Source organism: Bacillus sp. RC252, assembly GCF_044909215.1.
Classification (GTDB): Bacteria; Bacillota; Bacilli; order Bacillales; family Bacillaceae_G; genus Bacillus_A; species Bacillus_A mycoides.
In genome coordinates, this window is record NZ_JBIYDV010000001.1 from 228,043 (window position 1) to 248,944 (window position 20,902).

22 protein-coding genes are annotated in these 20,902 nt (G+C 37.9%); 4 read left to right on the plus strand and 18 right to left on the minus strand.

Translation table 11 applies throughout. The features are described 5' to 3' along the window. Window positions 1-15 precede the first annotated feature (15 nt). The 14 genes from hprK to ABH960_RS01320 form a co-directional block, all read right to left on the minus strand. Window positions 16-945, minus strand: coding sequence for an HPr(Ser) kinase/phosphatase (hprK, locus tag ABH960_RS01255; RefSeq protein WP_002016091.1), 930 nt, complete (start codon window positions 943-945; stop codon window positions 16-18). 156 nt (window positions 946-1,101) lie between these two features. Beyond that, window positions 1,102-1,482, minus strand: coding sequence for a phage holin family protein (locus ABH960_RS01260; protein WP_002089574.1), 381 nt, complete (start codon window positions 1,480-1,482; stop codon window positions 1,102-1,104). 114 nt (window positions 1,483-1,596) lie between these two features. After that, on the minus strand, window positions 1,597-2,046 hold the full coding sequence (locus ABH960_RS01265) for a DUF4275 family protein (RefSeq protein ID WP_003192334.1): 450 nt from the start codon (window positions 2,044-2,046) through the stop codon (window positions 1,597-1,599). Window positions 2,047-2,105: 59 nt separating this feature from the next. Next, on the minus strand, window positions 2,106-4,976 hold the full coding sequence (uvrA, locus tag ABH960_RS01270) for an excinuclease ABC subunit UvrA (protein WP_002016096.1): 2,871 nt from the start codon (window positions 4,974-4,976) through the stop codon (window positions 2,106-2,108). Window positions 4,977-4,981: 5 nt separating this feature from the next. Beyond that, the gene (gene uvrB / locus ABH960_RS01275; RefSeq protein ID WP_404442102.1) at window positions 4,982-6,958 is read right to left on the minus strand and encodes an excinuclease ABC subunit B; all 1,977 of its coding nucleotides are present in this window, start codon (window positions 6,956-6,958) and stop codon (window positions 4,982-4,984) included. A 149-nt stretch (window positions 6,959-7,107) separates the two neighbouring features. After that, window positions 7,108-7,539 (minus strand): DUF4362 domain-containing protein, encoded by a 432-nt coding sequence (locus tag ABH960_RS01280; RefSeq protein ID WP_404442618.1) that lies wholly within the window; start codon window positions 7,537-7,539, stop codon window positions 7,108-7,110. Between the two features lie 46 nt (window positions 7,540-7,585). Next, window positions 7,586-8,206: a hypothetical protein gene (locus ABH960_RS01285; protein ID WP_404442105.1), complete on the minus strand. Its 621-nt coding sequence runs from the start codon at window positions 8,204-8,206 to the stop codon at window positions 7,586-7,588. Further along, entirely contained in the window at window positions 8,203-8,964 is a 762-nt protein-coding gene (locus ABH960_RS01290) for a MerR family transcriptional regulator (protein WP_242310140.1), read from the minus strand. Before ABH960_RS01290 ends, ABH960_RS01285 begins: the two co-directional genes overlap by 4 nt. Before the next feature lie 90 nt (window positions 8,965-9,054). Beyond that, window positions 9,055-9,270, minus strand: coding sequence for a hypothetical protein (locus tag ABH960_RS01295; protein WP_404442109.1), 216 nt, complete (start codon window positions 9,268-9,270; stop codon window positions 9,055-9,057). Window positions 9,271-9,286: 16 nt separating this feature from the next. Then, window positions 9,287-9,679: a hypothetical protein gene (locus ABH960_RS01300; RefSeq protein ID WP_012261978.1), complete on the minus strand. Its 393-nt coding sequence runs from the start codon at window positions 9,677-9,679 to the stop codon at window positions 9,287-9,289. Next, entirely contained in the window at window positions 9,676-9,897 is a 222-nt protein-coding gene (locus tag ABH960_RS01305) for a hypothetical protein (protein ID WP_002143738.1), read from the minus strand. Before ABH960_RS01305 ends, ABH960_RS01300 begins: the two co-directional genes overlap by 4 nt. A 17-nt stretch (window positions 9,898-9,914) precedes the next feature. Further along, window positions 9,915-10,304 (minus strand): hypothetical protein, encoded by a 390-nt coding sequence (locus ABH960_RS01310; RefSeq protein ID WP_215587063.1) that lies wholly within the window; start codon window positions 10,302-10,304, stop codon window positions 9,915-9,917. Window positions 10,305-10,315: 11 nt separating this feature from the next. Beyond that, complete coding sequence (locus ABH960_RS01315) at window positions 10,316-10,513, minus strand: helix-turn-helix transcriptional regulator (RefSeq protein WP_002143740.1); 198 nt, start codon at window positions 10,511-10,513, stop codon at window positions 10,316-10,318. A 122-nt stretch (window positions 10,514-10,635) separates the two neighbouring features. Beyond that, window positions 10,636-11,658, minus strand: coding sequence for a YeiH family protein (locus ABH960_RS01320; RefSeq protein ID WP_404442114.1), 1,023 nt, complete (start codon window positions 11,656-11,658; stop codon window positions 10,636-10,638). A 152-nt stretch (window positions 11,659-11,810) separates the two neighbouring features. On the opposite strand from ABH960_RS01320, the gene ABH960_RS01325 reads away from it, so the two are divergent. The 4 genes from ABH960_RS01325 to abc-f all read left to right on the plus strand — a co-directional run bounded on the left by ABH960_RS01325 (window position 11,811) and on the right by abc-f (window position 15,573). Then, complete coding sequence (locus ABH960_RS01325; protein ID WP_044439365.1) at window positions 11,811-12,704, plus strand: LysR family transcriptional regulator; 894 nt, start codon at window positions 11,811-11,813, stop codon at window positions 12,702-12,704. A 51-nt stretch (window positions 12,705-12,755) separates the two neighbouring features. Continuing rightward, window positions 12,756-13,124, plus strand: coding sequence for a MerR family transcriptional regulator (locus tag ABH960_RS01330; protein WP_002016114.1), 369 nt, complete (start codon window positions 12,756-12,758; stop codon window positions 13,122-13,124). A 4-nt stretch (window positions 13,125-13,128) separates the two neighbouring features. Further along, window positions 13,129-13,674: a flavodoxin family protein gene (locus ABH960_RS01335; protein WP_404442118.1), complete on the plus strand. Its 546-nt coding sequence runs from the start codon at window positions 13,129-13,131 to the stop codon at window positions 13,672-13,674. A gap of 264 nt (window positions 13,675-13,938) precedes the next feature. Then, entirely contained in the window at window positions 13,939-15,573 is a 1,635-nt protein-coding gene (gene abc-f, locus ABH960_RS01340) for a ribosomal protection-like ABC-F family protein (RefSeq protein ID WP_404442121.1), read from the plus strand. Between the two features lie 283 nt (window positions 15,574-15,856). Here abc-f and ABH960_RS01345 read toward each other — a convergent pair whose 3' ends face one another. The 4 genes from ABH960_RS01345 to ABH960_RS01360 all read right to left on the minus strand — a co-directional run bounded on the left by ABH960_RS01345 (window position 15,857) and on the right by ABH960_RS01360 (window position 20,794). Further along, a complete protein-coding gene (locus ABH960_RS01345; RefSeq protein ID WP_002068307.1) occupies window positions 15,857-16,168 on the minus strand; it encodes a heavy metal-binding domain-containing protein in 312 nt (103 codons plus the stop codon). Between the two features lie 65 nt (window positions 16,169-16,233). Next, window positions 16,234-17,949 carry an ABC transporter ATP-binding protein gene (locus ABH960_RS01350; protein ID WP_002089591.1) on the minus strand — a complete coding sequence of 572 codons (1,716 nt, stop codon included), beginning with the start codon at window positions 17,947-17,949 and terminating at the stop codon, window positions 16,234-16,236. A gap of 128 nt (window positions 17,950-18,077) precedes the next feature. Next, window positions 18,078-19,262, minus strand: coding sequence for a PDZ domain-containing protein (locus ABH960_RS01355; RefSeq protein ID WP_404442126.1), 1,185 nt, complete (start codon window positions 19,260-19,262; stop codon window positions 18,078-18,080). Between the two features lie 95 nt (window positions 19,263-19,357). Next, window positions 19,358-20,794: a S41 family peptidase gene (locus ABH960_RS01360; RefSeq protein WP_012261984.1), complete on the minus strand. Its 1,437-nt coding sequence runs from the start codon at window positions 20,792-20,794 to the stop codon at window positions 19,358-19,360. Between the last annotated feature and the right edge of the window lie 108 nt (window positions 20,795-20,902).

The following is a 20,902-nucleotide window of genomic DNA, read 5'->3' on the forward strand; positions in this document are numbered from 1 at the left end:
CTCCCTCTCCAGAGTCTACTCTTGATTTCCTAACTCAATCGCACTCATTAATCGTTCAGAGAACTGTTGTGCCGCATTGACTCCCATACGTTTTAATCTGAAGTTCATCGCTGCTACTTCAATAATAACAGCCAAGTTTCGACCAGGACGAACTGGAAGTGTAATCTTCGTAAGTTCTGTATCAATAATCTTCATCTTCTCTTCATCAAGACCTAAGCGATCATAATTTTTCTTTTGATCCCAAATTTCAAGATTAATAACAAGTGTAATACGTTTATAATTTCGTACTGCCCCTGCACCGAATAACGTCATTACGTTAATGATACCTAGACCACGAATTTCTAATAAGTGCTCAATTAAATCAGGTGAGCTCCCTACTAATGTATCTTCATCTTCTTGACGAATTTCTACGCTATCATCCGCAACAAGGCGGTGACCACGCTTTACAAGTTCAAGCGCTGTCTCACTTTTCCCGACACCACTTTGACCTGTAATTAAAACACCAACACCATAAATATCTACTAACACACCATGAACAGCTGTTGTTGGCGCTAACTTACCTTCTAAATAGTTTGTTAAACGACTTGATAATCTCGTCGTCGTTTGAGCAGAACGTAATAAAGGCACGCCTGATTCACGTGATGCTTGTAATAACTCATCCGGTACATCTTGATTACGAGTTACAATAATACAAGGCGTCTCCTCAGTACAAAGCGCTTTCATTCTCTCTTGCTTTTGCTCTGTCGTTAACGTATCAAAGAACGTAAGCTCCGTTTTTCCAAGAAGCTGCACGCGATCAGCTGGATAATATGTAAAAAATCCTGCCATTTCAATTCCAGGTCGCGATAAATCACTCGTATCAATCGGACGATGAATCCCTTCTTCACCACTTACTAACTCCAATTGAAATTGTTCAATTAAATCTTTTGTCCTTACTTTCGGCATATGTATAAACCTCCACTCCGCTGCGGGTTCAGTCTCATTTGATGTAAAATTCCATTCTATCGGATATTGTACCATTTTTTTCTGGAAACAAGAAACTCGGTTTCTAATAAATAGAAAAAAACATTTCATATGAATCATGAAATGTTTTTCTTTTTGTCATTTTCTCTTTTTTTCATGTAATGGTTCAACAATTACTTTTTCAATTATCATATTAAAAATAGAAATACAAATTGCCGCAACAATCGCTACACCAAATCCAGATATATTAAAGGCGTCTCCTAATAACGAATCCGTCATCTTTAACGTAATCGCATTAATAACAATTAAGAAGAAACCGAAAGTTACAAGAGTAATCGGTAGCGTAATTAAGATTAAAAGCGGCTTTACAAATACGTTTAAAATCGCCAATATAATACTCGCAATAATTGCAGTTTGTATATTTGCTATGTAAAATGCGTCTGGTGCAACCCCTTTTAAAAGTCCGGATACAGCGATTAACACAACGCTATTTACAAGAAGTGATACAATCCATCTCATTTCCTTACACATCCTTTTAACATATATATTTCATCATACGCTAATAGACAATAAACGCAAGTATCATACAAATACTTATACCAACTTATTCTATTCTTTACGCTTGTATACCTACTAACATTTCCTAGTAAAATAAGGACCACACCATCTATGTTCGTGCGTTTTCACAAAGGTCCAAGTAAAGTCTTTGTCTACAATATATATATCACCTTTATACGCATCGTCTGTCTCCCGTAATATATCCTCCATATGTAATAAACTTGCATCCTTTATTAGCAGTACATCATCACAATGTTGATAGAATATGTAACAATCCTTTTTCACTTCATTATGAAACGCTCTCTCTGCTGCTTCACCTTCTAAACATTTCTTCTTTTCATAACTAAATATGTGCCACAAATAACCACAGCTATATTTATCCCCGTACAAATGAATCTCTTCTTTCTCTTCATAACTCAAATGATTCGCAAAGTTATCCTCCCAGCGTTTTCTAAAGTATATTCCCCACTTTTGAAACTCTCTCACCTTCATATTTTTCTTTCTCAAAACATCTAAAAACTCCATTTTATCCCCCTATGAAATAAAAACCGAGTGTACTTCCCACTCGGTTTTCATAAATAAACTTATTGCGATAATTCTACTTCTTTTATCTTCTCTTTCATTCTTGCTTTATCACGATCTAAAATCTCTTTTAAATACTTACCTGTATAAGAGCGCTCTTCTTTCACTACTTGCTCTGGCGTTCCGGAAGCAACGATTTGTCCGCCTTTGTCTCCGCCTTCTGGTCCAAGGTCAATAATATAATCAGCTGTTTTAATAACATCTAAATTATGCTCAATTACAAGTACCGTCTCACCACTCTCAACAAGACGTTGCAACACTTCTAGAAGACGTGCAATATCATGTGCATGTAAGCCAGTCGTTGGCTCATCTAAAATGTATAACGTACGCCCTGTAGAACGACGATGTAATTCAGAAGCTAATTTCACACGCTGCGCCTCACCACCTGATAACGTCGTAGCTGGTTGTCCTAATTTCATATAACCAAGCCCTACATCTACAAGAGTTTGAAGTTTACGCTTAATTTTCGGGATATTAGCAAAGAACTCTACCCCATCTTCAATTGTCATCCCTAACACTTCAGAAATATTCTTATCTTTATATTTCACTTCTAACGTTTCACGGTTGTAACGTTTACCGTGACAAACTTCACATGGAACATACACGTCTGGTAAGAAATGCATTTCGATTTTAATAATTCCATCACCGCGGCACGCTTCACAACGGCCGCCTTTTACGTTAAAGCTGAAACGTCCTTTTTGATACCCACGTACTTTCGCTTCATTCGTGTGCGCAAATACATCACGAATATCATCAAATACGCCAGTGTATGTCGCCGGATTTGAACGTGGTGTACGCCCGATTGGTGATTGATCAATATCAATAACTTTATCTAACTGCTCAAGACCTTTAATTTCTTTATGAGCCCCTGGCTTTGCTTTCGCTTTATATAGCTTTTGAGCTAATGATTTGTATAGTACTTCATTAATTATCGTACTTTTTCCAGAGCCAGATACGCCTGTTACTGCTACAAATGTTCCTAGAGGGAATGACATTTTCGCATTCTTTAAGTTATTTTCTTTCGCACCGACAATCTCCACTTTACGTCCGTCACCTTTACGTCTTTCAAGTGGTACCGGAATAAACTCTTTACCGCTTAAATATTTCCCAGTTAATGAATTCTCGTCTTGCATAACTTCAGCTGGTGTACCTGCTGATACAACTTGACCACCATGAATACCTGCACCAGGTCCGATATCAAGTAAATAATCAGCAGCCATCATCGTATCTTCATCATGCTCAACAACAATTAACGTATTTCCTAAATCACGCATTTCCTGCAATGTACGAATAAGACGATCATTATCACGCTGATGCAAACCAATAGAAGGCTCATCAAGAATGTAAAGTACGCCAGTAAGGCGAGAACCAATTTGTGTCGCTAAACGAATACGCTGCGCCTCACCACCTGATAAAGTTCCTGCGGCACGACTTAACGTTAAATAATCTAAACCGACGTTCACTAAGAACCCAACACGTTCCTGAATTTCTCTTAAAATTAAATGAGCAATTTTTTGTTGTTTCTCCGTTAACTCAACAGTTGAGAAGAACTCCTGTACTTCTTGAACAGAATATTTCGTTACATCGGCAATCGTTTTATCACCAACGAACACAGCTAAACTCTCAGGCTTTAAGCGTCCACCTTTACACTTCGGACAAGCTTGCTCTGCCATATATTTCTCCATTTGCTCACGAATATAATCAGAACTCGTCTCACGATAACGACGCTCAATATTCGGAATAACACCTTCAAATAAAATCTCATTTTCCTTTACTTGACCAAATTCATTCACATAGCGGAAATAAAGCTTCTCTTCCCCGCTTCCGTACAGCACTTTATCAAATAAATCCTTCGGTATATCTTTCACCGGCATATCCATATCGATGCCGTAATGATTACACACAGATTTTAATAATTGCGGGTAATATTGTGAACTTGTCGGTTCCCAAGGAGCAATCGCATGTTCATTTAATGATACATCCCAGTTCGGAATAACAAGTTCTAAATCTACCTCTAACTTCGATCCAAGTCCATCACAAGAAGGACACGCGCCGAACGGACTATTAAACGAGAACATACGCGGCTCTAATTCTCCGATTGAAAAACCACAATGTGGGCAAGCATGATGTTCACTAAATAGAAGTTCTTCCTCTCCCATTACATCGATTAAAACTCGGCCCCCGCCAAGCTTTAAAGCACTTTCTAGTGAATCTGCAAGTCGGCTTGCAATTCCTTCTTTCACAACAATACGGTCAATAACAACTTCAATTGAATGCTTCTTATTTTTTTCTAAAGTAATCTCTTCAGATACATCCAGCATCTCTCCATCAACGCGCACACGAACATAACCTTGCTTCTTAATATCTTCTAATACTTTCGCATGCGCACCTTTACGCCCAGACACGATAGGCGCTAATACTTGCAACTTCGTACGTTCAGGATATTCAAGAACACGGTCTACCATCTGTTCCACTGTTTGTGATGTAATTTCAATTCCATGATTCGGACAAATCGGCGTACCAATTCGTGCGAATAATAAACGTAAATAATCATAAATCTCCGTTACCGTTCCAACCGTTGAACGAGGATTACGACTCGTCGTTTTTTGATCAATTGAAATCGCTGGAGATAAACCTTCAATCATATCAACATCCGGCTTATCCATTTGCCCTAAAAACTGGCGCGCATACGCAGATAAAGATTCCACGTATCTACGCTGTCCTTCTGCATAAATCGTATCGAATGCTAACGATGATTTCCCCGAACCAGACAATCCCGTCACAACAACAAGCTGATTCCTCGGAATGGTTACGTCAATATTTTTTAAATTATGCGCTCTAGCACCTTTTACAACAATAAAATCTTTACTCACTCTTTTCACCCTTCCGCTTTTAATTCTAATAGTAAATCTCTTAATTCAGCTGCACGCTCGAAATCTAATGCCTTTGCTGCTTCTTTCATCTCTGCTTCCATCTTCGCAATTGTATTTTCACGTTCTTTTTTCGTCATCTTCTTAGCTGGTGTTGCTTCATATATTCCCGTATCCTCAGCTGCTGTTGTCGCACGAATAACGTCACGTACTCCTTTTTGAATCGTTTTCGGCGTAATACCATGCTTTTCATTGTAAGCTTCTTGTATACTACGACGACGCTGTGTTTCTTCAATTGCAATTCCCATTGATCTCGTTATGCGATCTGCGTACATAATAACGCGGCCGTTTGCATTACGCGCCGCACGACCAATTGTTTGAATTAATGAACGCTCTGAACGTAGGAACCCTTCCTTATCAGCATCTAAAATAGCTACAAGTGATACTTCTGGAATATCTAATCCTTCTCGTAATAAGTTAATACCGACAAGTACATCAAACTTACCAAGGCGAAGATCACGGATAATTTCAATACGCTCTAATGTTTTAATTTCAGAGTGAAGATAATTCACTTTAATTCCTACATCTTTTAAATAGTCCGTTAAATCCTCTGACATTTTCTTCGTTAAAGTCGTAATTAATACACGTTCATTTTTCGCAATCCGGTCATGGATTTCTCCTAATAAATCATCTATTTGTCCTTCAATTGGTCGTATATCAATTGGTGGATCTAAAAGCCCTGTTGGACGAATAATTTGTTCTATTGCTTTCGGTGACTGCTCTAACTCGTACGGTCCTGGCGTTGCCGAAACGTAAATAACTTGATTCGTTTTCTCTTCAAACTCATCAAACGTGAGCGGTCTATTATCTAAAGCTGATGGCAGACGGAATCCATGATCAACAAGCACTTGCTTACGTGCTTGGTCCCCGTTATACATCGCTCTTACTTGCGGAACCGATACATGCGACTCATCCATAACGATTAAGAAATCCTCTGGAAAATAATCTAAAAGCGTATACGGCGTTGAGCCTGCTGGACGAAGTGTTAAATGACGGGAATAGTTTTCAATCCCTGAACAAAAGCCCATCTCGCGCATCATTTCTAAATCATAACGCGTTCGCTGTTCTATGCGCTGCGCCTCTAACAACTTACCGTTATCATTTAATTCTTTTAAACGCTCTTCTAATTCTTTTTCGATATTTTCAATAGCGACCTTCAGCTTTTCTTCACGTGTAACGAAGTGAGATGCCGGGAAGATTGCTACATGATCACGTTCTGCTAATACTTCACCCGTTAATGCATTTACTTCTCGAATACGATCTATTTCATCCCCAAAAAATTCAATTCGAATACAATGCTCATCAAGTGATGCGGGGAAGATTTCAACTACATCTCCGCGCACACGGAATGTACCACGCTTAAAATCAATATCATTACGTCCATACTGTACATCAACAAGTTCACGAAGCAATTGATTGCGGTCCTTTTCCATACCAACTCGTAGCGAAACAACTAACTCGCGGTATTCTTCCGGAGAACCTAAACCGTATATGCACGAAACACTTGCAACGATAATAACATCATCTCTTTCAAATAAAGAAGACGTTGCCGAGTGGCGTAATTTATCAATTTCATCGTTAATTTGCGCATCTTTTTCAATAAACGTATCCGTATGTGGCACGTACGCTTCCGGCTGATAATAATCGTAATAACTAACAAAATACTCCACAGAATTGTTAGGAAAGAAATCTTTCAGCTCACTATATAACTGTCCTGCTAACGTTTTATTATGAGCCATTACAAGTGTTGGCTTCTGCACTTCTTTAATGACATTTGAAATCGTAAATGTCTTACCCGTTCCTGTCGCTCCAAGTAACACTTGCTTTTTCTTCCCACTATTAATTCCCTCTACAAGCTTCTCTATCGCTCCCGGCTGATCACCTTGCGGGGAATACTCTGAGATAATTTCAAATGGATGTTCCAACTAAAAACCGACCTCCTCATAAAAATCTGTATTATTATTTTACCACGAATGCCCATAAAAAACCCAAAAAACGAACAGATATTCGGTAAAATTTTCGACAAGATATACATAAAAAAAGAAGGAATAAATACTTCCTTCCTTTACTAACTCTATTTTTTAAGTACATATAATAAGTCATATCCATTGCGCCCATTTTCATTCGTACAATCTATTAACCTATATGCCGTTTCTGATTCACGTTGCTCTTTAACAATCCTTTTACAACTATCTTTATGTAACCCTTTATGGTCACCTGCAAATTGATCTTGCCTATTATCTAACACATAAAGTATATCTTTCTCACTATGCTCTAACGTTTGAAAAACAGGATCACCTTCATGTGTATACTGTACAATTCTTATTTTATCAACTTTCCCTTGTTCCACATTCCAAATGAACTTTTCGAATTTATCTAGATTAGAAATTTCTGCCCACTTCGCAAAGACATCATTCTTCCTATCAATTGCACTGTTAGGTTGTGAACATGCTACTAAACTAAAGAGAAATAAGCATATGAAACCTGTTCTTTTTCCTATTGTTATCCTCCCCTATACAAACTATTGGTATACTAGAAAAAGCTACTTTCCTCTATGAAAGTAGCTTCTTGTTTCCTTTCTCCTTCTTCGGAAAAATAACATATGAAAATGAAATCACAGTATCCACTAAAAGAATAATAGCCCACACTTTGCTTACACGGCTTGCTGTTTTATTTAAAACGATTCCTGACTCTAACCAATTTCCCCACTGTTCTACTGGAATAAGCCCATACATGAAGAAAAAGAATATATGAACCGCAACAAACAAAATAAGATGTAAAACCCAATTTTTTATTTCCTGCTTCGCATGCGCCACCCCTGTTACTTCAAGTGGTTCTTCGATAATAGGCGCCGGTTCATTCCGCCACTTCGCAACTAATTTTTGTACATATATATCTAATTTCTTCAAATCCTTTTTCCCATAAAAAACTGCATATAATAAAATGATTACCGTAATGATTTGAAAATTAGAGAACTTCCCTGTTTGATAATAGTCTACTACCCCTAAAGTTAAAATAAACACTTCATTTACGAGGAGTACAATCCCCATAATAAAACTCGCCTTTTTCAAACGGAATCCGTAACGAAGTAAAAAGAAACCGATAGCTGATAACCAAAATACAATTTCTGCCCCAATTAAAAAATACCAACGATATTCTGCGAGTATACTCATTTATCCCTCTCCTTCTCATCATATATACGAAAAGCCTCATCCATATATAATAAAAGTTCTTCTTCAATTGGATACATGCTCATTTTCTGTGAATCTTCCTTCGATTTTCTAACTTCCCATAACTTATCTAAAAACGCTTCGTCACCATTGGCCATTTCTAAACACTTCTGCATTAATCTCTTCGTTGCCCCTTGTACCTCATCACTCACGGCTTCTTTGCCGTCTTTCATAAAAGTACGTAATTGCTTTAATAAATCTACCCATTCTAAAATATTCGGATCCTCTTCACTCATATTCGGCAAGTTATGAAGCAATTTTTGTTCTTCCTTTGAAAATACTTCATTTTGAAATATTTCACGTATACGAGACGACTGTTTCGAAAGCTGAATAAGTTCAAACATAACTTTCCAATCAAGTTCTCCTTCCACATCTACCGAATAAACAACAGCTTGTAAAACACGCTCCATTCGATTGAATTTCTTTTGTTCTTCCTGTACAAACCGAAGTTGTTTTTCAAGAGAATCCTTTAAGTTAAGCTCACCTTTTACTAACATATTCGCAGCCTCTTTTAATGAAAATCCCATTTCCTTTAAAAACAAAATTTGTTGTAGTCGAATGACATCAGTTTCACTATATAACCGATGTCCACCCTCCGTTTTCCCGCTCGGCTTTAATAAATCTATTTGATCATAATAACGTAATGTACGTACTGTTACCCCTGTCTCTTTCGTCAATTGTTGTATTGAAATCACTACCATCACCTCTTCCCCTTCATTATAAAAGATGACGTTACGTAACTTTCAAGACTTTTGTAAAAAAAATACAAAAAGCTGTTTATACTCTTTGTATCAACAGCTTTTACGGAAATAATCCCTTTTGTATAGAGCGCCCACAACAACACTCGTTGCTGTTTTATGATAATGAGTTGAAACTAATAAATAATATGATAAACCTACAGTACCAAGCATAATACAAATACTTGGCACTGGATTACGAGAGAAGCTTTGCATCCCCCAAAACAAAGCAAAAATAGCCGTAGCGACACATAATACCGGTAATCCCATCCCAGTTCCCCTTTTTCTATCTATTCCTTGTTGCTAACACACTCGTCGATGCCATACTTATTAATAAACCAAAAATAGCAATATATAATAACTCATTTACATGCACTGCTTGCCTATCTAAATACTTATTTACACAAAGATACATAATGAACAAGAAAATGAAGCTTGTAATACAAATCGTAAAATACGACTTTATCTTATTCACAACTCGCTCATCAATCGACGGTACTCCCTCTTCTTTCAAACGCTTTTGTTCTCTATATTCCGAAATACCATATAAAATGACTAGTGCTACATTTGAAATCAATATCGCTCCCCACGAAATATTTAAAATGACTAAACTTGTATTTAAAATAAGCCCCGCTAAAGATAAGCTTCCTATAAACCTCATAACTTCTTGCTTATTCATGTATTACCAGCCTCTTTCTTATTTCTATACTTCCACTTCGGCCAATAATTCACAAAGAAATAAACAAACTGTCCTAATACAAATAAAACAAATGGCATGCCCGCATTTCCATAAACAATTAAATTATACAAACTCCATACCGCTAAACTCATTGTTAAAAACAACCCTAAATATTTAAACGCTTTATCCGACTGAAATCTCTCAAACTCATCTTGCATTTTCATTCCTCCTATCGTTATGCCCGTTTTCCCGCCATTACTCCTATGATGAGACTACCCGCAAATAAGGAACTACATATCATAAATATTTCTTGCACTGGTATAACAGCTCTGCCTATTGCTTTACTCGCAACAATATAAACAATAAGCAATAAAAACGCGCATACAAATGAAACATTTACATACCTTTTTATGTTTTCATTTACTCGCTCATCTATATCTGGAAGTTCTTCTTTTTTGTACTTACGCTTTTTGTAATACACACACACTATCAAAAATGCAATTGCTAAAATGTTACTCACTACGAGTGATAAAATTGGTATAGCCGGATTCATAATATGAACTACAATGTCTCCCAAAAACAATCCAAAAGTCACACCGGTAAATAATTTTTTAGTATCGTTCATTTTTTCTCCCCTTACTCTAGCGTAAATATTTCCTCCACCTTCATCCCAAAATATTTGGCGATTTTTAAGGATAACTCTAGACTCGGGTTATAATGATGGTTTTCAATCGCCACAATTGTCTGCCGCGTCACTTGCATCGCCTTTGCCATTTCAACTTGCGTTATATGATTTTGCTTTCTTAACTCTTTTATTGTATTTTTTACACCCATAGGCTCCACCTTCGAAAGTAAAGATATCTTTACTTTAATTATAAATATTTTCCAATTACAAGTAAAGATATCTTTACAAAAAAAGGTAAAAAAAGAGACACCTATAAGATGCCTCTTTGCTACTACATAAATCCTAATGCATATACAAGAACGTACCCAAGAACAGATAAGCAAACCGAGCCAATCAATCCTGCCACGAATGCCCTACTTCCTAATTTGCGGAACGTTTTAAACTCTACATTTAAACCGAGTCCTGCCATTGCCATTGCAATAAGCATGTACGCAATGACTACAATATATCCAGCAACAACTTCTGGGATAATCCCAATCGAATGCACTGCACTCATCGCTAAAAATCCAAAGATGAACCATGGAATTGGAAGGTCGCGCCACGATCTTTTTTCCTCGCTATCTTCACTCTTACCAAACCATAATCCAATTAAAATTGCTACTGGCACAAGCATCGCAACGCGCGTTAATTTCACAATAACCGCGATGTCTACAGCCGTGCTACCTCCTGGCGCCGCCGCAGCGATAACGTGAGCGATTTCGTGCAATGTCGCACCTGAAAACACCCCGTAACCGTACGGTGAGAAGCCCAGCACTGGGTATAATAGCGTATAAATAAGTGTAAATATTGTACCTAAAATTGCAATAATCGCTGCCCCAACTGCCGTTTCTTCATCTTTCGCTTTCACTTGCGGTGCAATCGCGACGACTGCGGCCGCACCACAAATCGCCGTCCCGCATGCTGTTAAAATCCCAAGTCTCTTTTCTACTTTAAATACTTTCGTTAGTCCATATACAACGAAAATTGTAAATGTAATAACAACCGCTGCGATGACCAATACTTTCGGCCCCGCCTTCGCAATATCTACAAGATTTAACCGCATTCCAAGTAAGATGATCCCAAAGCGTAGCAACTTCTTGCTCGCAAAGTTCGTTCCCGCTATCGCTTCTTGAGGAATCCCGATTGCCGCGCGCCAAACCATCCCGATTAGAATAGCGATTACTAATTGTCCCATAATATTTAAAAATGGAAGCTCTGCTAAATACTTCGCGGCGATTGCGATTAATAACGTAATCCCAATACCTTGCGAAAATCCAAAGCCCTTCTTCTTTTGTATAACAAGTGTTTGTTCCACTTTGTACCACCCCAATAATCGTATTGGAACATGCATGTTCTTTCTAGTTACATTATAAGAGAGTTTTAATAATAAGTTTAATATCAATATTGAATCCCTATCATCAGAAATACTTATGATAAAATAAAAGCAAAAATAAAGGGGCCTAACAAATGAACGTCGACATTTTAAAGATTTTTGTTACTGTCGTTGAACAAAAACATTTTTCGCGTGCTGCGGAACTATTAAACCTTTCACAACCTGGCGTTAGTATGCACATTCGCAACCTGGAAAATGAATTTGGGACTACACTTATTCAGCGGTCCCCAAAGCACGTCCAAGTTACGGAAGCTGGAAACATATTATACATACACGCAAAGCAAATGCTTTCACTTTATGAAGATGCAAAACAGGAAATTAATGCGCTGCATAACGTCGTAACAGGGACACTTCGCATCGGCGCTAGCTTTACAATTGGCGAATACTTACTTCCAAAAATACTTGCGCGCTTTGCCAATGAAAATGCACACGTCGAAGTTCATACATTTATCTCCAATACGGAAGAAGTTTTGCAAAGCCTCCGCTCTAATCAAATTGATATCGGCTTAGTGGAAGGCCAAGTCGTATACGCTGACGTAGATGTTGAAACTTTTATGCAAGATGAAATGAAACTCGTCGTCCCGCCAAACCACCCATTGCTCCATATCGAGGGAATTAACGAAAATACATTGCAAGATCAAGTCTGGGTATTAAGGGAGAGCGGCTCTGGCACACGTGCCTATAGCGATCGATTTATACACCAACATCATTTAAAAATGAAACGCTTCTTTACATTTAGCAGTATTCAAAGCGTGAAGGAAGCCGTTGCAGCCGGTCTTGGCATCGCTATCCTTTCAGATTGGACTGTTCGAAAAGAACTGTTGGCACAAGAAATATTCCACATCCCTGTTCCGAACGAAGAGCTAATCCGTCCATTCTCCATCGTGCGCGGCAAATATTTTATCCCGTCTAAAGCTATTCAAGTCTTTTTAAAACACGTAGATTCTTTTGCGAAAAAACAGAGTTGACCTTCACATTAGTGTGAAGGTTTACAATACATGTAAAAGGAGTGAAACGCATTGCGAATTGGAGAGTTATCAAAAGAAACTGGGGTTAGCGAAAGGGCACTAAGACATTATGAAGAGAAGGGATTACTTCCTTCGAAACGCCTAGCAAATGGCTACCGTGATTTTGATGAAAGTGCAATCGAAAAAGTAGAGCTGATTCAAATGTACTTGCAAATCGGCTTAAATTTAGAAGAAACAGAACGAATGCTACGTTGCCTTGAAATCGAGCCACATCTCTACGAAAATCCGTGTAGTAGTATCCTTGCACTTTACGAAGACAAACTTGATGAGGTAACGAAGCAAATCACATTACTTTCCAACATTCAAACGAATTTACAAAAACACGTTTCACTCCTAAAACAAGCAAAAGAAAAGGGATGATTACATGTTTGTTATACATGGCAGTTCAAGACAAAACGGAAATACGGAAGCTTTAACACATATGGTGATTGATGGGATTGAAACAGAACAAATTTACTTGCGTGATCATATCGTCCACCCAATCATAGATCAGCGCCATGATGTAGAAGGATTTCAACCTGTAAATGATGACTACGAGCAGTTAACCAAACGCATGCTAGAGCACGACACAATTATCTTCGCCACACCGCTATACTGGTACGGAATGAGCGGCCACATGAAGAACTTCGTTGATCGCTGGTCACAAAGCTTGCGTGATAAATCTCTTCATTTCAAAGAAAAAATGAAAGGCAAAAAAATGTACGTTGTCATCGTTGGCGGAGACAGTCCAAAACTGAAAGCATTGCCGCTTATCGCCCAGTTTCAATATATCTTTGATTTTGTTGGTTCATCATTTGAAGGGTATATTATTGGGGATGCGAATGGACTAGATGAAATCAAGAACGATGCTGAGGCGCTGGCAAAAGCACAATTGTATAATAATAAATTCAAAAATAGCACACAGAAATAAGTTTGACAAATCCATTTGTATGCGCATACAATAAAAATAATATTATGAAAGGAAGGTACTTTGACCAATGAAGTTCTAATTCTCTTATTTATTTCATCCATCACAAATAGTGAACAAAAATGATGAAAACTAGCAGAGGATTAGTCTGTCCATTTGTCGATACTTTCTTTCGATACGATCATGTAAAAAATCGTTTATTTATGTACGATTTTTACATTGAAGGGCGACATTTATCCTCTCTAGTGAAACTAGGGAGGTTTTTTTATGACTATTTTAATCGCACGTAATATCGAAAAGAGCTTTGGTGATCGCACCATATTTACGTTACCATCACTAGAAATTCAAGCAAACGATCGTATAGGGATTGTCGGAGTCAACGGAGCTGGAAAATCTACGTTATTACAAATATTAAGTAAAGAAATAGAAGCTGACAAAGGCACAGTAACTCATCATAGTTCTATCGCCATCATTCCACAGCTTAGCGAGGGGATACCGGAAACCGCTTCTTCCCTCGCTAAGGGCAAATGGAATATTTCAAACGTCGCAAATTCAATGAGCGGCGGTGAACGAATGCGCCTAAAGATCGCCCATGCCCTCGAACAAGATGCAGGCATTCTATTTGCTGATGAGCCAACAAGTCACTTAGATATGTTCGGTACAGAGCAATTAGAAAAGGCACTTTTATCTTATAAAGGAGCACTTGTTTTAATATCGCATGATCGTAATCTTTTAGATGCCATATGTACAAAGATCATTGAAGTTGAAGACGGTACTATTCAAGAATATAAAGGTAATTATTCAAACTATCGAAAGCAAAAAGAACGTGAGCGAATACAAAAGCAGGCAGAATATGATCAATATATACAAGAAAAAAATCGGTTAGAACAGTCAATTTCACAAAGAAAGCAACGTGCTTCTAGCATGACAAAAATCCCAACACGGTTCAGTTCATCTGAATCTAAACTTTATAAGTGCAGCGGGGCTCATGGGCAAGAAAATGTTAGCAAAGTAGCGAAAGCACTAGAAACACGCCTTGAAAAGTTGGAACAGAAAGAAAAACCGAAAGACTTTTCTCAAGCTCAGTTTGACGTACAATACCACACACCAATTCATAGTAAAGCAGTTGTTCAGTTTAATAAAACAACGAAGAAAATAGGGGATCGCACACTATTTAAAAATATGAATGGAACAATTGTCCCTGGGGCAAAGCTTGCTATTTTAGGGGAAAACGGAAGCGGAAAAACAACTTTGTTCAAAATGCTTCTCGCGAACGAGCGTGGCATTCAGCTTTCGAAAAGTTGTAAAATTGGATACTTTGAACAAACATTATCTATTTTAAAAACAGATAAAACAATTTTAGAAAACGTTCTAGAAGAAACAAACTATACAGAATCGTTCGTTCGAACAATACTTGCAAGGCTCCTATTCCGCCGTGAAGATGTTCATAAACCTGTACATGTCTTAAGTGGCGGCGAACGAATGAAGGTTGCACTCGCAAAAGTATTTTTAGGAAACTATAATATGCTTCTGCTCGACGAACCGACAAACTATTTAGACTTGGCAACGCAAGAAGAATTAGAAAGCATGTTACAGGAGTATCCTGGTACAATACTTTTCATTAGCCATGACCGTGCCTTTATTCGTTCTGTTGCAAACCATATTCTACAAGTAGATGAGAGCGAACCAAGAATATTCCACGGCAATTACGAGCAATACACAAAAAGAACCACCCAAGCTTCTGTAAACGTTACTGAACAAGAATTATTACGATTACAAACAAAATTAACAGAAATCATCAGCCGGATTTCTATTCCAAATCAGCATGATGACATCACATTTCTCGAACAAGAATACGAAAAATTATTAGTTCGAATTCGGCAGTGTAAAGAAGCGCTCTAATGTCTTCCCCATATATCGACGGGACCTTCCACATTTCCCAAGAAATATCGAGGCTTCGACATAGAATATCACCCTACCTATCATGTTAGACACAATAACAACAAAAAGCCGTGCACCAGCACGGCTTTTCACTTTATCCCGCTATTTGTGGGCAGTAAAACTCCCACCTCAAAATTCGGCTTGAGCAAAGAAATTAGGTGGGAGTCGGGCTGCCCGTAAACGCCCGATTGGTGAGGGCTAATAATCAGTGGGGGATGAACCCCCCACTGATTAAAGTTTCACTTTATATACGGACAGCAGTCCCACTTACCGCAACCATTAGCATTCCTTCGCGAACTACTTCGTAGTCCACGTCGATACCAACAATGGCGTTCGCATTTTTTTGTCTTGCGAGAGTTTTCATCTCTTCCATTGCAATGTCGCGCGCTTCTTTTAATTTACTTTCATAGGCGCCTGCGCGACCACCGACAACGTCACGGACAGAAGCGAAAAGGTCACGAACGATATTCGCACCCATGATTGCTTCGCCATTAACGATATCGATATACTCAATAATTTCTTTCCCTTGAATTGTAGAAGTTGTTGTTACAATCATGCTTTATAGCCTCCCATATAAGATTTTCACTTACTTATGGTGCACTAATTCAGCAGAAATTATATTTACGAACTAAACTGCGCCTCATACAATCGGCTGTAACCCTCGCCTCGTTCGATTAGTTCCTCATGTGAACCTTGTTCTGCAATACCGTCTTTATTTACAACGACGATGCGATCTGCATTTTTAATAGTTGCAAGCCTGTGAGCGATAACTAATGTTGTACGACCGACAGATAGTTCTGCAAGTGATTTTTGGATAGCAAGTTCTGTCTCTGTATCTAGCGCAGAAGTTGCTTCATCTAAAATTAAAATTGGCGGGTTCTTCAAGAACATACGTGCAATCGCTAAGCGCTGCTTTTGTCCTCCTGAAAGTTTCACACCACGCTCACCGATAACTGTATCTAAACCGTCTGGTTGCGAGTAAATTAAGTCCTCTAGCTGAGCACGTTTTACCGCCTGCCAAATTTCAGATTCTGAAGCTTTTAAGTTTCCGTAAGCGATATTTTCACGAATTGTTCCTGAGAATAAGAAAACATCTTGCTGTACAATTCCGATTTGCTTACGAAGTGACGATAACGTCATCTCTTTGGTGTCAATGCCATCAATTTGAATTGATCCAGATGAGTGTTCATAAAAACGAGGTAATAAACTACATAGTGTTGTTTTCCCTGCCCCTGATGGTCCAACGAAAGCAACTGTTTCACCTGCATGTATTTTCAAACTAATATCGTTTAAAATCGGCTCTTTATTTTCATATCCGAACGTGATGTTATTGTATTGAATATCGCCGTGTACATGTTTAACTTCTATTGCATCTTTAGAATCTACAATATCCGGCTCTGTTTCCAGAAGTTCTACATATCTTTTAAAACCAGCGATTCCTTTCGGATAACTTTCAATAACCGCATTAATTTTTTCAATTGGGCGGAAGAAAATATTCGTTAATAAAACGAATCCAATAAATCCACCGTACGTTAATTCACCTTGCAGAACAAACCATGTACCACATATTAATACAAAGAGTGTTACAAGACGCATCAGCATATAACTAATCGATGAATTTAACGCCATAATTTTATACGCCATTAATTTTGTTGTACGGAAACGAGCATTATTTACAGCAAATTGCTCTTTCTCAAACTTTTCATTTCCGAATGCTTGTACAACGCGGATACCACCTACATTGTTCTCGATACATGCATTGAAATCAGCAACGTCTGAGAATAAACGTCTAAACGTGCCTGTCATTTTTTTATTGAAGTAAAGTGCCAACCATAATAAGAACGGGATTACGAAGAATGTTAGAAGTGCTAACTTCCAGTTAATCATCATCATAAATGAAAATGCTCCAACTAAAGTCATAATGGCAATGAATAAATCTTCTGGTCCATGGTGAGCAATTTCCCCAATTTCCATTAAATCGTTTGTAAGACGTGAAATTAAATGACCTGTTTTATTATTATCAAAAAATCTGAATGATAGCTTTTGAATGTGATCAAATAATTTCTGCCTCATATCTGTTTCAATGTTAACCCCAAGCATATGTCCCCAATATGTAACGACATATTGCAAACCTGCATTTAACACATAAACTACGAACAAGCCGAAACAAGCCCATAAAATAAGCGTCCAGTTTTGTCCTGGTAATAACTTATCAATAAATTGATTTACGATAAGCGGGAAACCAAGTTCGAGTAAACCTGCGATAACTGCACAGGAAAAATCGAGTACGAATAAACCTTTGTACGGTTTATAGTAAGAAAAAAATTTACGTAGCATATCTTTCCTCCCTTTTCCAAATTAAAAGACTCTCTAAATGATAACCATTATCAAATAATTATTCAAGTTATCCGTCTATGAAACTAAAAAAACCTTCATCTATATTTGATGAAGGTTTCCATTTTATTTTATATAGCTTCCGAATCCCACTCGTGCTCTTGCTGAACAAATACAACACCTAATTCATGATGTCCCCCGGCGTATAATGCCGTTTGAGCAAGACGAAGCTCACCATTTGTATCTACTACTTCTAATTTACAAAACGCTCCTGTCGTCTTCGTTTGAAGCGCGTCATAAAACTCTTCGGTACTTCTTGGAATGATTCCATTTACTTTCGTAATAACTTCTCCAGGCTTTAAATTCATCTCTGCCCCAATTGTATTAGGAATTGTATCTAACACAACAAGTCCATCATTACGTGCGGCAAAGTATGCTGGTCTTTTCTCGTCTGCAATTTTCTCTTGCATCGAGATTGTAAAGCGTCCAAGCATTGCGACTCCCATCGCGATAATTGCGAATACGTGCCACCAGTAACTTGCGATACCTAAAACGAGTACGAGCCCCGCTAAACCATAGACACGTCTTCCTGTAAATAATAAAGCTTCCGTCGGCTCATAACTTCTAACCTTTCTCATAAATCCAATTAAAAATGGAACGAGGAATAAAGAGTATGTAGTCGAACCTATTGAAACGACAGGCCACCAAGAAATAAATCCTGTCACCGCGTCTCCTGGTATAAGAATAAATACTGGTACAAGCCATAAACGATTGGATTCATGTAGTCCAATTCGTAGCCCACGCTTACCTTTGTTAATTTTTGGCGTAGAATAACGAACTGCATTTTTAGAGATTAATAAACCCTCTACAACGAGCATAACGCCTAGTAAAATAGCAAGGGATACAATCGTACCCTCTTCACCTTCTCCAAGCTGTAAGAAGGAAACTGGCATCTTAGACGATAACAACATGAGTGCAATCGCGATTCCGAAAGTATAAGCTACAGATAAATATCGATACATAGCAGTTAATCCGAATAATAACGTCCAAAGTAAAATTGCCCATAAACTCGCTTTTGAAACAACAAGCCCGAGTCCAATCGTAATAATAGATACGATTAATCCGTACCCAATACCTGCAAATAGAGTTGTTCGTAGTTCAAACCAAATATCATATACTTTAAAAGAAAAATCTTTTCGTTCTCGTAATATACGTAAGTATCCAACGAAGATACTACTAATTAAAAATACATAGACAGCAGGGTGTAAGAAAAAACGTCCAACTCCTCGTAGTATTTCAAAAATCCATGCCTCCACGAATTCATTCACCACCATTTATATCATTCTTTCTTTTTATTTTATCATATTTAACACATAAAAAAATACAGGCATCGAAGTGCCTGTATTCTTTCTTATTTCGCTATTAATTTCAATGCCGTCTGTAATTGTAAATCGTTTTCTCCAGAACGGATTTTTTCAATGATTTTAGTTTGAATCGCTTCAGCTGTCTTTTTATCGAGTTGTCCTGTTGCTTCCATCTCATTCGCATTTTGGAATGCTTTTAGTGCTGATTCTGTCTCTTTGCTAAAGTATCCATCTTCACGTCCTGGTACATATCCTAAGCTCTTAAGCATTTCTTGTGCGTGTTTTACTTGTACATCATTTGAATTGTATGAAAGTGTCTTTTCAATTTGAATTGGTGTCGCATGATAATAATCTGGTTGCTTCACTTCTACAGTTGGCGCGATTCCTTTTTTATGAATCCAATTGCCATCTGGTGTTAACCATTTAAACATTGTTAATTTAATGTTGCTGCCATCTTTAAATGGAACAGCCTGCTGAACAGTACCTTTACCAAACGTTTTTTCACCAATTAAATCGTATCCTTCTCCTTCTTTTAGCGCACCAGCTAAAATCTCTGAAGCAGAAGCACTTCCGTTATCAATTAATACTGAAATTGGATATGACTTTCTCTCTTTCAGTTCCGTAGAGAATTTCTTCTTCTCACCATTTCGCTGTTCTACTTGTAGCATTGGCTTTTTATCTGTCATGATATCTCCTAGTATATCTTCTACACTATTTAAATAACCGCCAGGATTACCACGCACGTCAATAACTAAGCCTTTTATGTTTTTCTTCTCTAGCTCTTTTAACTGATCCTTAAATTCTTTCGCAGTATTTTCAGCGAAAGAAGTAATTTGCATATAACCGATATCTTTTCCGCTATCTTGCTTTACGGAACTAAATACAGTGAAAATCGGAATCTTTTCACGCTTAATTTTAAATTCTATCGGATCAGCCACTCCTGCGCGCTTAATTTCAATTGCAACAGTCGTTCCTTTTTTACCACGAATTTTTAATACTGCTTCTTCACGTGATAAATCTTTCACACTATTTCCATCTACAGATAAAATTTGGTCATTCGGTTTAATTCCTATCTTTTCTGCTGGTGAACCTTTAATTGGCGATACGATAATAAGCTTACCGTCCGTCTTGTTCACTTCAGCTCCAATCCCTTCAAGTTCAGGATCCAGTGACTGACTAAACTGTTTTGCCGTTTCTTTATCCATATACGTGGAATAAGGGTCCTTCAGCGTAGACAACATTCCCTGTATCGCACCTTCGACTAATTTGTCGTCTTTCACGTCTTCCACATAACGTGAATCAATTAGTGCATACGCCTCATTAATCTTTACCAAATTCCCTTGCGCTGTGCCAGCATTACCATTCGATACTGTTTGCGTTACATACGCTGGGTTTATCCCAAACCAGTACATACCACCAAACATCCCGCCAGCACCAATTAAAAATGCAACAACCATTCCAATAATTGCAACTCTACGTTTCAATGCGGAATTCCCCTTTCCAGAACACACAGGTGGTGTAGCAAAAGGCATCACACGATGTGTGATGCCTTTACCTATTTCTACTATATGATAAGCTTGTACGAATTATGT